The organism is Virgibacillus sp. LDC-1 (assembly GCF_030137545.1).
Lineage (GTDB): Bacteria > Bacillota > Bacilli > Bacillales > Amphibacillaceae > LDC-1.
Genome location: NZ_JARUVL010000003.1, coordinates 78,599 through 91,751 on the forward strand (window position 1 = coordinate 78,599; position 13,153 = coordinate 91,751).

Annotated in this window: 11 protein-coding genes and 1 other annotated feature; of the genes, 3 read left to right on the forward strand and 8 right to left on the reverse strand. The window is 38.1% G+C overall.

Features of this window, described 5'->3' with window-relative positions; all coding sequences use genetic code 11:
* Nucleotides 1–8 precede the first annotated feature (8 nt).
* A complete protein-coding gene (locus QBK89_RS03995; RefSeq protein ID WP_284139730.1) occupies nt 9–1,289 on the reverse strand; it encodes a bifunctional folylpolyglutamate synthase/dihydrofolate synthase in 1,281 nt (426 codons plus the stop codon).
* A 130-nt stretch (nt 1,290–1,419) separates the two neighbouring features.
* Here QBK89_RS03995 and QBK89_RS04000 point away from each other — a divergent pair, with 130 nt between their 5' ends.
* The gene (locus tag QBK89_RS04000) at nt 1,420–2,316 is read left to right on the forward strand and encodes an ATP-grasp domain-containing protein (RefSeq protein WP_284139731.1); all 897 of its coding nucleotides are present in this window, start codon (nt 1,420–1,422) and stop codon (nt 2,314–2,316) included.
* Between the two features lie 14 nt (nt 2,317–2,330).
* Nucleotides 2,331–3,197, forward strand: a complete 867-nt coding sequence (locus tag QBK89_RS04005) for an ATP-grasp domain-containing protein (RefSeq protein ID WP_284139732.1) — start codon at nt 2,331–2,333, stop codon at nt 3,195–3,197.
* A 91-nt stretch (nt 3,198–3,288) separates the two neighbouring features.
* Here QBK89_RS04005 and QBK89_RS04010 read toward each other — a convergent pair whose 3' ends face one another.
* Nucleotides 3,289–5,934, reverse strand: a complete 2,646-nt coding sequence (locus QBK89_RS04010) for a valine--tRNA ligase (protein ID WP_284139733.1) — start codon at nt 5,932–5,934, stop codon at nt 3,289–3,291.
* 78 nt (nt 5,935–6,012) lie between these two features.
* Nucleotides 6,013–6,269, reverse strand: a binding site (T-box leader).
* Nucleotides 6,270–6,442: 173 nt separating this feature from the next.
* Between QBK89_RS04010 and QBK89_RS04015 the strand changes: the two genes are divergently transcribed.
* Entirely contained in the window at nt 6,443–6,631 is a 189-nt protein-coding gene (locus QBK89_RS04015) for a hypothetical protein (RefSeq protein WP_284139734.1), read from the forward strand.
* Here the strand turns inward: QBK89_RS04015 and QBK89_RS04020 are convergent.
* From QBK89_RS04020 to hemC, 6 genes are all read right to left on the reverse strand, one after another.
* On the reverse strand, nt 6,628–7,644 hold the full coding sequence (locus QBK89_RS04020; protein WP_284139735.1) for a phosphotransferase: 1,017 nt from the start codon (nt 7,642–7,644) through the stop codon (nt 6,628–6,630). The two genes, QBK89_RS04015 and QBK89_RS04020, sit on opposite strands and share 4 nt — an antisense overlap.
* 94 nt (nt 7,645–7,738) lie before the next feature.
* Nucleotides 7,739–8,845 carry a stage VI sporulation protein D gene (gene spoVID / locus QBK89_RS04025; RefSeq protein WP_284139736.1) on the reverse strand — a complete coding sequence of 369 codons (1,107 nt, stop codon included), beginning with the start codon at nt 8,843–8,845 and terminating at the stop codon, nt 7,739–7,741.
* A 292-nt stretch (nt 8,846–9,137) separates the two neighbouring features.
* A complete protein-coding gene (gene hemL, locus QBK89_RS04030; protein WP_284139737.1) occupies nt 9,138–10,427 on the reverse strand; it encodes a glutamate-1-semialdehyde 2,1-aminomutase in 1,290 nt (429 codons plus the stop codon).
* Nucleotides 10,428–10,450: 23 nt separating this feature from the next.
* Nucleotides 10,451–11,434 carry a porphobilinogen synthase gene (hemB, locus tag QBK89_RS04035; RefSeq protein ID WP_284139738.1) on the reverse strand — a complete coding sequence of 328 codons (984 nt, stop codon included), beginning with the start codon at nt 11,432–11,434 and terminating at the stop codon, nt 10,451–10,453.
* Entirely contained in the window at nt 11,427–12,215 is a 789-nt protein-coding gene (locus QBK89_RS04040) for a uroporphyrinogen-III synthase (protein ID WP_284139739.1), read from the reverse strand. The genes hemB and QBK89_RS04040 overlap by 8 nt, the downstream gene beginning before the upstream one ends.
* A complete protein-coding gene (gene hemC / locus QBK89_RS04045) occupies nt 12,212–13,144 on the reverse strand; it encodes a hydroxymethylbilane synthase (RefSeq protein WP_284139740.1) in 933 nt (310 codons plus the stop codon). The genes QBK89_RS04040 and hemC overlap by 4 nt, the downstream gene beginning before the upstream one ends.
* Between the last annotated feature and the right edge of the window lie 9 nt (nt 13,145–13,153).

Below are 13,153 nucleotides of genomic sequence, written 5' to 3' on the forward strand. Positions count from 1 at the left end.
CATAAGTCCTATTTATTTACCAAGAATTCTCTGACTATTTTAATAAAATACAACGAACCACAAATAAATTGTGTGACATGAGGGTTATTGATGTTAATCGCTTCCTGCCAATTTTCCACAAATCGAATCTTGGGATCGTTTACAACTTCTTGTAATTCGCTCAATGATGCGGCTCGTTTGTGGTCAAATGTTGTTATTGTAATCTCATCAAAATAAGGAAGCGCGGCAGAAATCATCGCATGGAGATTCTTGTCTCGGAATCCTGCAAACAACAGACACTTTGGTGTAGCAGCATATTGCCTTTCCACAGTTTGAAGGAAAGCTTGCATTCCCGCAGGATTATGGGCGCCATCTATTATAATATCCGGGTTGCAAGAGACATGTTCAAACCTTCCATTTAGACATGACTCATGAAAGGATTGCACAGCGTTATCCCAGTCTAAGCGAATGCCGGAAGCTTGTAATTGCTTCAAAGCCATTAATGCCAAGGAAGCATTATTCACTTGATAAAATGCCCCCTTTTTAATTGTTACGGTAGTTTTTAACGTACTCGTACTTTCACATTCCCAGAAAAATCGCAGCTCCTGTTCGTCTTGCGTTATATTCGAATAAGAAAACTCTTTATCCATTCTGAAAATTGACGCTTGCTTTTGATTCGCTTCGTTTTCAATTACTTGCAGAGCCTCCTCATTTATTTCTCCTGTAATTACAGGTCTATTTGTTTTAATAATTCCTGCTTTATGACTAGCTATCTCCGCAAGCGAATCTCCAAGAAAAGCCGTATGATCAAATGCAATATTTGTTATAATGGAAAGCACGGGAGTAAAACAATTTGTCGTATCTTCCCTTCCACCCATTCCTGCTTCTATTAATGCTAAATCAACGTGATCTGCAAAATACAGCATTGCCATAGCAGTAATGATTTCAAAAACGGTAGGATGCATGTTTTCTCTATCTAGCGTTTGAATAGCTGGATATAATGTCTCAAATAAAAATAAAAATGTTGTTTCTGAAATAGGGGTACCATTATGTAAAATATGACCGGTAAGTCCCTCCATACTTGGTGAAGTAAACATACCAACCTGGTAGCCATTGGCAAGTAGCGCTCCATTTATATATTGCAAAGTTGAACCTTTCCCATTTGTACCAGCAATGTGAACAGCAGCTAGCTTATTTTGTGGATTTCCGACCAAGGCTAATAAACGATTCACTCTTTCAAGTCCAGGTTTTATACCAAGTGTTTCTCTTTGTCTTAGAAACTGTGATAATTGATCAATATTCATACGCATTATCGTCACTCTTTTCATTCAATATGTAAGAAAGTATAGCATAATCACTTTAAAAAGGTTAACTGCTCAATCATTCGAGTTATATAGCCTAAAATTTATGATGAGCAGAAATATAGAAAGGAAGTTAACAATGAAGCCAACAGGATGGATAATATATAATGGAAACTTACGTGGAAATAAATTCAAGGATTATGCCGAAATGCTACAACAAGCTGCAGAAAAGAAAGGAAGCTTGGCCTATATCATCAAAAATAATGATCTTTCTGTCTTCCTTGATGGAAAAGAAAGCAAACTACTTCAAAAAGCAGCATTAGAAAAACCAGATTATGTTATTTTTACAGATAAGGATATTTATCTAGCAAAGCAATTAGAGCTACTCGGCATTCGAGTGTTTAATCGTGCTCAAACCATTGCAATGAGTGATGATAAAATTGCTACATATCAAGCGTTAGCGAGCAAAAATCTCCCTATCCCGAAAACAATCATTGCACCAAAAGCATTTCTGCAGCATGATGCTAAAGCTTTCTTCAAGCTTGATACTATTGTACAACAGCTTGGCTTCCCAATGGTTGTCAAAGAGGCATTTGGTTCTTTTGGAGAGCAAGTATACTTGATTGAATCGATGAGAGCGCTAGAACAGATTACGGAGCAGTTGCAAACAATACCTTTTGTGTTTCAGGAATTTATTTCCACAAGCTATGGCAAGGATATTCGTTTACAGGTAGTTGGAAATCGCGTAGTCGCTGCAATGAAGCGGATAGCTAAAGATGACTTCCGAGCAAACATTACTGCTGGAGGCGTGATGGAACCTTATACACCTAGTGAAAAGGAAAAGCAGCTAGCGATTGCAAGCTCACAGGCAATCGGAGCGGATTTTGCAGGGGTTGATTTATTATTTGGCAAAGAGGATGCTTCTTACATATGTGAAATTAACTCGAATGCCCATATCCGCAATTTATTAGATTGTACCGGTGTTAATGTAGCGGATAAAATCATGGAATATATTTTCGAAACGATATCCCATTAAGGAGATAGATTTATATGTATACTGCTTGGCTAATTTATAAAAAAATGGATGCAGCTGATAATCACGCTTATATCGAGTGGTTTAAAGAAGAAGCTAAAAAACAGGATATTCAATTGACCCTTGTATTGCGTGAAACAATGCAAATTGGTGTAGTTGAAAATGAACGCGCATTATTTATTGATTCTACACGTGTAGAACTTCCAGATATCGCTATTGTTCGTACAGTTGAACCGTTATTAAATGAATTTCTTGAATCACTTGGAGTCACTGTTTTCAACTCTGCTAAGGTCGCTAAAATAGCTAATCATAAAGGATTAACCCATTTTGAGATTAGTAAGCTCGGCATTCCTATGGTTGATACCTTCTTTGTATCCAAGGAGATGTTACAAAAGGAAAAACCTCCGATGCCCTTTCCTTTTGTAATAAAAGAAGTTGCTGGACGAGGTGGAAGGCACGTTTATTTAATAAAGAATATCGCTGAATGGGATCAGCAGTTAAAGACGTTAGTTGGAAAAGAATGGATCATTCAACAAACGAATGTACAGAAAGGAAAGGATTTACGCGTCTTTATTGTAGGAAAAGACATAATCGGTGCCGTTCTTCGAGAAAGCAGTCTAGATTTTCGCGCGAATTACAAGCTGGGCGGTACTGCTAGCTTGTACACGTTATCTAGAGAAGAAATCGCAATGATTAATCCAATTATTTCACACTTCGATTTTGGCATGGTCGGTATTGACTTTTTAATTGGTAAAAATGACGAATTATTATTTAATGAAATTGAAGATGTTGTCGGCTCCAGAACATTAAGTGCTGTTAGTGATGTTAATATTTTGCGTACCTATCTATCCTTTATAAAGCGCACCATGGATAAGCAAATTTAAAACACAAAAAAATCGCCCCTAATCGTTTATTCTAATAACGAGGGCGATTTTCTGATGGAATGAAGAAGGTCAAAGTCCCTTCCCTACTATTTTACTTACGAAGCTCATCCAAACGAGCTTTTACCTTTGCTTGTTTTTCTACATAATCTTTTTCCTTTTGTCTTTCTTCTTCTACAACTGCAGCAGGTGCTTTTTTAACAAAGCCTGCATTGGCAAGCTTTTTCTGCACGCGATCCACTTCTTTCGTCCATTTATCAAGCTCTTTTTCTAACCGTTCGATTTCTTTTCCGAAATCAATTAAGCCTTCTAACGGTAAAAATAACTCTGCACCGGTAACAACCGCAGTCATTGCTTTTTCTGGCGCTTCGATAGATGTAGCAATGCTAAGTTCAGCTGTATTACAGAATCGTTCTAAATAATGACGTTCACTTTCTAACTCGGAAACGACAGCATCATTTTCTGCTTGGATAAGCAATGAGATCTCCCGTGACATTGGTGTATCAACCTCAGAACGAATATTACGAACTGATTTAATAATGGAAACAAGACGCCTCATTTCATCTGCAGCCTTGGGATCATGAAATTCTTCTTTCACCTGTGGCCAACCAGCTACGGTAATTGATTCGCCTTCATGTGGAAGCTGTTGCCAAATTTCTTCTGTAATAAAAGGCATAAACGGATGAAGCATTCGCATTGTTTGATCCAGTACATATGCCAGAACAGACCGTGTTGTTTGCTTACTTGTTTCATCTTCTCCATATAACGAAATTTTAGCCATTTCGATATACCAATCACATAACTCATCCCAAATGAAGTTATAAAGCTGACGACCCGCCTCTCCAAAATCATACTTTGTTGCGTTCTTCGTCACATGCTCAATGGTTTCATTTAATCGTGTAAGAATCCACTTATCTGCCAGCGAAAGCTCTCCTGAAAGATCAATATCTTCATAAGAGAATCCTTCCATATTCATTAAAGAAAATCGTGATGCGTTCCATACTTTATTGGCAAAGTTCCACGTAGATTCTACCTTTTCCCAATAAAAACGTAAGTCCTGACCTGGAGTTGATCCGGTAAGGAGAAAATATCGTAACGAGTCTGCACCGTATTTATCAATGACATCCATTGGATCGACGCCATTTCCTAACGACTTACTCATCTTTCTACCTTCCGAATCACGAATCAATCCATGTAATAGAACATCTTTAAATGGTTTCTTCCCAGTAAATTCCTTTGATTGAAAGATCATGCGTGCTACCCAGAAAAAGATAATATCGTATCCTGTCACAAGCACATCTGTCGGAAAATGTCGTTTGAAATCTGGTGCATCTTCATTTGGCCAGCCCATCGTGGAAAATGGCCATAATGCCGATGAAAACCATGTATCAAGTACATCATCATCCTGCTGCCAATTCTCGATATCTTCTGGGGCTTCTCTGCCAACAAAAACTTCACCAGTTTCCTTGTGATACCAAGCTGGTATTCGATGTCCCCACCAAAGCTGACGGGAAATACACCAATCTCGTATATTATCCATCCAATTAAAATAAGTTCGCTCGAAGCGTTCAGGAACAAAATTCACCTTGTCTTCAGTATTCTGCATAGCTAACGCTTCAAGGGCTAATGGTTGCATTTTAACAAACCACTGTGTAGACAAATAAGGCTCTACAACGGCCCCACTACGTTCAGAATGACCAACCTGATGAACATGATCTTCTATTTTAAATAGAACACCACTTTTTTGAAGATCTTTGACAATTTGCTTTCTACATTCAAAACGGTCAAGTCCTTCATATTTTCCCGCATTATTGTTCATCGTACCATCTTCATGCATGACAAGCACACGAGCAAGCTGATGACGATTGCCAATTTCAAAATCGTTCGGATCATGAGCAGGAGTGATTTTTACTGCACCAGAACCAAACTCCATGTCTACATAATCATCTGCAACAATTTCGATTTCTCGACCAACGATAGGTAGGATTACTTTCTTCCCAATTAAATGCTGGTAACGCTCATCTTTTGGATGAACTGCTACAGCTGTATCTCCAAGCATTGTCTCTGGCCTTGTTGTTGCAATTTCAATCGTCTCGTCACTATCTTTAATTGGATAGTGCATATGATAAAACTTTCCTTGTACTTCCTCATATATTACTTCAATATCGGATAGCGCTGTTTTTGTTGCTGGATCCCAATTGATAATATACTCGCCACGATAGATTAGTCCTTTTTCATATAGGGTGACGAACACTTCTCGTACTGCATTTGATAATCCTTCATCCATCGTAAAGCGTTCTCTGGAATAATCAAGTCCAAGTCCAAGCTTTTCCCATTGCGTGCGAATGAATTGCGCGTATTCTTCCTTCCATTCCCAAACCGTTTCTAAGAATTTATCGCGCCCTAAATCGTAGCGGCTTTTCCCTTGCTCTCTCAATTTAGCTTCTACCTTTGCTTGTGTAGCTATTCCGGCATGGTCCATACCAGGTAACCATAGTACATCATAGCCTTGCATTCTTTTCATACGTGCAATTGTATCCTGCATTGCTGTATCCCATGCATGCCCAAGATGAAGCTTCCCTGTTACATTTGGTGGGGGAATCACAATCGTAAATGGCTCTTTTTCCTTATCTCCTGTTGCTTCAAAATATTTTCCGTCTAGCCAAAATTGATAGCGGCCATTTTCTACCTCTTTCGGGTCATATTTGGATGGTAAGGTATTATTTTTTTCATCTTGCATATCCGTTCTCCTCCTAAAATGATTTATTGAATGAAATGTACAATTATTAAAATAAAAAAGCCTTCTCATCCTTTAAAAATAAAGGACGAAAAGACTTGGGCTTCTCCGCGGTACCACCTTTGTTTACAAAAACATAAAACATTTTTGTACACTCAATTTGATAACGGACGCTTGTGTCCGGCTACCTCTAATTTGGTGAAGAACAATTCCTTCATCATTTCAAAGCAGCTGTATCAAGGGCGACTTTCCAACCGACTTTTTCCTAGGAAACTTCCAGCATCTGTTCCCCTCTCTGTAGGACATCGTATTGTACTACTCCCTATCATTACATTTCACTTATTAATTTATCATATCGAATGCTGACTAAAAAAGCAACTGGATTTTTAAAGGGGCTTTATAAAAATACACATAGATTTATTTACAATATCTTTTTTATTCTTTCACGAAAAAGCCTGCTTCATACATATCATATTAAAACAATAAAAATCAGTGAGGGGAGGAGCTTCCAATGGCTAGGTTTTATCGTTATCGCCTTCCACCTTGGATATTAAAATGTCTCATCGTCATTGAAACATGTACATTGCCAATTTTAATCTATCAATTAATCCGAACATTATTTTTTCCGACAACATTAGATGTGTTCTTGCTTGGTTTGCTTGTCGGCTTATTTATCGCATTTTACTTGGAATGGATTTAGCTTTCCATTTCTTCTAAATCTTGATGCATAAGTTCTTCATCCAATTGTTCATTCCACTGAATGCCAAAAAGCAACTGTCGGTACACTTTCTCTAGCTTCTGCACACGTGAAATCATACTTTCTGAAGAGCGTTGCTTCACATCATCCTCTACCAATTGCAAATATGAAGTAGGGTGTAATAAATAAAGCGCTAATAAATATTTATCTTGTTTTGCTAATGGATTTTCTTCTGTATAATATTGAAAATGGGAAATTAATTCATCATTATCTGTATCATAATACGTTGTTTGGCTTTGAATATAGGTCGCAATGTCTATCGTAGGATGCTCCAATCGACTTTGCTCCCAATTAATGAATTGAAGCTGTTCTCCTTGTAAGATATGATCCTTATGCAGGTTACCATGAATAATACTATATACGTAATCGTCCCTTTCTTGTTGTTCCTCAAGATATTGATCAATACGTTTTTGAAGCCAGAAAAATAAGCGTTCCATATCACGATAATGCGTGCACACTTGAAGCTCAAACGGGGACATAAAATGAGAAGCCTCAAATTTCTCAACAGTTGACAGTAATTTTTTTTGGGAGGTAACGCAATAAGCTGCATACTGTCGAAAATCCTGCAGCATATTATCTTTGGAATCATCTTTAGAATAAGGTTTCGTCTGTTTTGTTGCTGAATGAAGTTTTCCGATTGCTTGATACACTTCCTTTGGACGACTACGTAAATATCGCGTCTGTATCCATGGAGATAAATAGTAATAGTCACCATTTATCTTTACGAATAATGAACGATCCTTTGTTAAATAGACGGGCAAAATAGTGGATAATCCATTGGCATACCCATAATGATATATATGTTCCCAGTTTTTAAGAGAATTAGCATTTAGCTTGCTTTTTTTTAATGCATAGCTCTTGTTCCCATCAAAAATACGAAACATGCGACTTGTTCGTTGATCGATCTCCATTGGGGCAATACCATAATGTAACAATGCTTCTCTAATTGCTTCCATATGTCACCACCCTATTTCACTCATTTACCCCTTGACCTAATAGGCAAGGGGTATATACATACAATATTAGTTTTCTTTTCATATTCTACTTTATTTAGCGTTCCCTTTTTCGAATGGGAATATATAATAGCTGACCAGCTTGCACACTGTCCGCTTCTAAACTATTCTTTTTAGCGATATGCATTGAAGTCGTTTGATAACGTTCTGCAATGCTTTCCAGTGTGTCATTTTCTTGCACAATACATAGACGCATTTTAGCATACCGTTCTTCATCATTTCGAATCATATCAGAAAGATAGCTTAAATCAGCAAATCTACTCGCACTACTGCTTTCGATAGATTCATCTGGCACACTACTTTTATTTCTCCCCTTTCCTTTCTCACTATGCTTGTGCGCTTCACGTGATGACTCATACCATGAAGATGACGATTCCATTGAAGACTCCTCAGATGACATTTGCCCACTTGATTCCGACGATGATGATTCTACTTCTTCCGTCTTTCCAAAGAACTCTGCTAATGTTTGCGTTTTCTTCTTTTTCCAACGCCCTGATTCTTCTTCAGAAGTTGACTCGACAGCATTACTTGAAGAAGATGAACTTTCGCTTGATTCATCATGCTTTGTTGAAGACTCAGATTCATAACTCGATGATGCTGATTCCTCTGATTTTTTTATATCAATATAAAAGGCTTCTTCATTTTCTTCTTTTGAAAAACGATCCGCTTCTTGTTGTTTCGCTGTATCTGTTGTGTTTAAATCCGCACGATCACTAATTCCATGAATATCAATTGTAGCTTGTAATCTTAACTGCGTATAATCCGGCATCTCATAATCAAAGCTTGCAATATTTACTGTTACATTTTCAATATCCTCCACACGATACGTTGGCACAGAAATCTCTACGGGAAAGCGGTGCGCGAAAACAGCTAAATCATTCGCTTGTTCTTCTACTCTCTCTACATATCGTTTTACAGCGTAATCATCTACTTCATCATATTCGTCCGCTTCTTGAAACATTGGTTCCATTCTATATTCACCTTGTAGTTCAACAACTCCACGTATAGAAATATACTCATTAAACGTTTGGATTAATATTTCTGGATCTAATGAAATACCAACAATTTCTGCAACTTCCTGTCCTCTTTGAAAATAAAGTGTTTCGTTTAACTCAAAGCTAAAGATAGCTTGATCATTAGACAAGTGACTTCCTCCCTTCAGCATATGTAAATCATTTTTACTCCCGTTGTCTTATTTATCTATATGACCTAGTTGAAGGGGATATGCTTTAGAACAAAAAATCATTATCATGAATCACGAGAAAATAACAGCCATCTCTTTTTCAAAAAATTCTTCTCAGTTACATCATATGGAATAATTCAACATCCTCGTTCCTTCCAAAATTACTTTTTCAAAAGAGAAAGCAAAAAATAGCTGTCCAGATACCAAGGGTAATATCGGTTTCTGAACAGCTTTACTCTACTCGTTTATTCCTTTATTTCGCTAGTTTTGCGAAAGTCTTATTAACTGCTTTAATCGTTCGCTCGATATCCTCATCGGTATGAGCTGTTGACATAAACAAACCTTCAAACTGAGAAGGCGGCAGAAATACGCCTTCTTCAATCATGGAACGATAATATTGTCCAAAATAATCAAGATTAGAGGCTGCAGCTGTTTCATAGTTTACAACTGGGTTATCTGCAAAAAAGATCCCAACCATAGAGCCTGCACGATTTACTTGGAGTGAAATACCGTATTTCGCAGCCGCTTGTTGATACCCTTCAACTAAACGATCGACTTTTAAATTAATTTCTTCATATGAAGCATGTTCTAATGCCTTTAATGTTTCATACCCAGCAGTCATTGCCAGAGGATTTCCTGAGAGCGTACCAGCTTGGTAAATCGTTCCCGTTGGCGCGATGTTCTCCATTATTTCCCGTTTACCACCATAAGCTCCTACTGGAAGTCCTCCTCCAATTACTTTACCTAAACACGTAAGATCAGGCGTGACACCAAAATAACCTTGTGCACAATGATAGCCTACTCTAAAGCCGGTCATTACTTCATCAAAAATGAGTAATGTTCCATTTTGTTCGGTAATCTCCCTTAAGCCGGTGAGAAAGTTTTCAGTTGGTGGAACAACACCCATATTTCCAGCAACCGGTTCTACAATTACTGCTGCAATTTCTGAACCAAAATTATCAAAAGCAAGTTTTACACTCTCGATGTCATTGTATGGAACAGTAATCGTTTGACTTGCTACTGATTGTGGCACTCCTGGACTGTCTGGCAAGCCAAGCGTTGCCACACCAGAACCTGCTTTAATAAGTAATGAATCCCCATGCCCATGATAACACCCTTGGAATTTCAAGATTTTGTCTCTTCCCGTATAGCCTCTTGCTAATCGTAACGCACTCATCGTGGCTTCTGTTCCTGAATTAACCATGCGAATCATCTCAATAGATGGAACGCGTTCAATTACAAGGGATGCTATTTCGTTTTCCAAAGTAGTTGGTGCTCCAAAGCTTGTCCCCTTCTCAGCAACTTCCTTTAGCTTTTGTACAACACGCTCATCGGCATGTCCTAGAATTAATGGTCCCCAGCTTAATACATAGTCAATATATTCATTACCATCTATATCATAAATCTTTGAACCTTTTCCATGATCCATAAAAACAGGCGCCATTCCTACTGATTTAAAAGCACGCACTGGAGAATTAACCCCGCCAGGCATTAGATCTACTGCTTTTTCGTACGCATTGATTGATTGTTGAAAGCTCTTCACAATATACCCTCCCAATATTTAGATCATTTATCTGTTAGCCATGTCGCTACATCTTTTGCAAAATAAGTGATGATTAAATCTGCCCCAGCACGCTTCATCGATGTTAGCATTTCGATTACTAATGCTTTCTCATCAACCCATCCGTTTTGAGCAGCTGCTTTAATCATCGAATATTCTCCACTTACGTTGTAAGCAACAATCGGAACATTCGTATCGTTCCTTACATCGCGAACAATATCTAAATAAGATAAACCAGGCTTAATAATTAGAAAGTCTGCGCCTTCCTCTACGTCTGAAGTAGCTTCTCGCAAAGCTTCCCGTCGATTAGCTGGATCCATCTGATATGTCTTCCGATCTCCGAATTGCGGCGTGCTTTCTGCTGCATCGCGAAATGGACCATAAAAAGCAGAAGCGTATTTAACAGCATAAGACATTATTGGAATATGCTTAAATCCTGCTTTATCCAATGCATGTCGTATAACTTGAACAAACCCATCCATCATATTTGACGGGGCAATAATATCTGCACCCGCTTTCGCCTGTGATACAGCCGTTTTTGCTAGCAATTCTAATGAAGCATCATTATCCACATCATGATTATGAATAACACCACAATGCCCATGGGATGTATATTCACAAAGACAGGTATCTGCAACAACTAGCATTTCAGGACTTGTTTCTTTTACAACACGCGTTGCTCGCTGTACAATCCCTTCTTCTGCATATGCACCAGTACCAACTTCGTCCTTTTCATTTGGTACCCCAAATAAGATAATTGCGTTTATTCCTAATGCCTCTATTTCTTTTACTTCTTGTGGTAACAAATCTAATGATAAATGGTATACACCTGGCATCGAAGGAACTTCCTTCTTTTTATTCGTTCCTTCTACAATAAATAACGGATAGATAAAGTCGTCCGCTGTTACAGTATTTTCTCGTACCATTGCTCGCATCGCATTAGAGGATCTTAGTCTGCGATGTCGTTTAAAGTCCATCGTTTCACTCATTAGAATCTATCCTTTCATTCAAGTAATCATTCATACAAGCTATCATGCCTTCTATAGTAAATTCCTTTGGTATTAATATTTGCTTAAATCCTACAGCCTTTGCTTGTTTTGCTGTTGTTGTGCCAATACAAACACATTGTTGTTCTCGGAACTGTTCCATGTCTAAATCAATCATTTGTATAAATGCATCAATCGTAGAAGGACTTGTAAAAGTAAGAAAGTCGAAATGCACATCTTGTAATAGTTGATTCAACTCAGACTTCACACGAGTGTTTATCGTCGTATCATATACTTCTATATTGTCAAAAGCGATTCCTGCATGCGAAAACTCGTGTGGTAATACAAATCTCGAACGGTTGCCACGAACTAACAGTATACGTCCTGTCCACTCTTTCTTCTGCAAAAACTCGGTTGCCATATGCTCTGCATCATACACAGAAGGAATAAAATCAGCTGTTATACCATATCTTTGTATTGCTTCCTCCGTTTTATGTCCGACTACTGCCACTTTTAGTGTTTTTAAAGCATCAATCGAAACACCGTGAATTAAAGCTAGTTTGATAAAACAATCAACCCCATTCGCACTTGTAAAGAAAATCCATTTATATACGTGCAATTGATTGAGATAATGTTTTACAGAAGCATCTTCCTTACACTCGATTGAAAGTAAAGGTACTTCAAAAGAGCTTCCACCACACTGCTTTATCTTCGCAGAAAATTCCTTTGCTTGGTTTCGTTCACGAGTTACTAAAATATTTTTTCCTTTTAGCAAAGCTGTCATTCGTTATCGAGCTCCGCTTTTACCTTTTCTACAATTGTTTTTGCGCCTTGTTCAATAAGTTTCTCTGCAGCTTCTTGCCCCACTTTTTCAGGATCATTTCCTCGTACGGTCTCTTTTAAGATTGTTTTTCCATCGGGTGTACCAACTAATGCTGTTAATACGATTTCATCCTTATCCAAAAACGCATACCCGCCAATTGGAACTTGACAGCCGCCCTCCAATAAATGCAGGAAGGTCCGCTCGGCTGTTACTGTTCTACAAGTTTCCTCATCATGAATAACCCGGAGAAGCTCAATGAGTTCTTTATCGTCTTCCCGGCATTCAATAGCAAGTGCGCCTTGTCCTACTGCTGGCACACAAATTTCAGGTGCCAAGTATTCCGTAATCAATGATTCACTTAACCCCACTCGTTTTAAGCCTGAAACAGCTAAAATAATGGCATCATAATCCTCTTCTTTTAATTTGCGAATTCTTGTTTCAATATTTCCGCGAATCCACTTAATCTCTAAATCAGGTCGATACGCAAGAAGCTGTGCACCTCTGCGTAGACTACTCGTCCCAACAATTGCTCCTTCAGGAAGCTCCCTTAAGGGGACATCGTTGTTTGAAATAAACGCATCACGATGATCTTCTCTAACAGGAATGGTGGAAATAATAAGACCTTCTGGCATAAGAGCAGGCATATCCTTCATACTATGTACTGCAAAATCAATCTCCTTTTCATACATTGCTTGTTCTATTTCTTTGACAAACAATCCTTTTCCGCCTACCTTCGATAACGTAACATCTAGAATTTTATCCCCTTTCGTAACAATCTTCTTTACTTCAAACGGATTGTTAACCCCAGCTTTTTTTAATTGATCAATTACCCAATTTGTTTGCGTTACTGCTAAATTACTTTTTCTTGTACCAACGATTATTTTTCGCACATTAATGCC

Coding starts and splice junctions, on each gene's coding strand:
- QBK89_RS03995 (WP_284139730.1), bottom strand. CDS start 1,289: ATGCGTATGAATATTGATCAATTATCACAGTTTCTAAGACAAAGAGAA.
- QBK89_RS04000 (WP_284139731.1), top strand. CDS start 1,420: ATGAAGCCAACAGGATGGATAATATATAATGGAAACTTACGTGGAAAT.
- QBK89_RS04005 (WP_284139732.1), top strand. CDS start 2,331: ATGTATACTGCTTGGCTAATTTATAAAAAAATGGATGCAGCTGATAAT.
- QBK89_RS04010 (WP_284139733.1), bottom strand. CDS start 5,934: ATGCAAGATGAAAAAAATAATACCTTACCATCCAAATATGACCCGAAA.
- QBK89_RS04015 (WP_284139734.1), top strand. CDS start 6,443: ATGGCTAGGTTTTATCGTTATCGCCTTCCACCTTGGATATTAAAATGT.
- QBK89_RS04020 (WP_284139735.1), bottom strand. CDS start 7,644: ATGGAAGCAATTAGAGAAGCATTGTTACATTATGGTATTGCCCCAATG.
- hemB (WP_284139738.1), bottom strand. CDS start 11,434: ATGAGTGAAACGATGGACTTTAAACGACATCGCAGACTAAGATCCTCT.
- QBK89_RS04040 (WP_284139739.1), bottom strand. CDS start 12,215: ATGACAGCTTTGCTAAAAGGAAAAAATATTTTAGTAACTCGTGAACGA.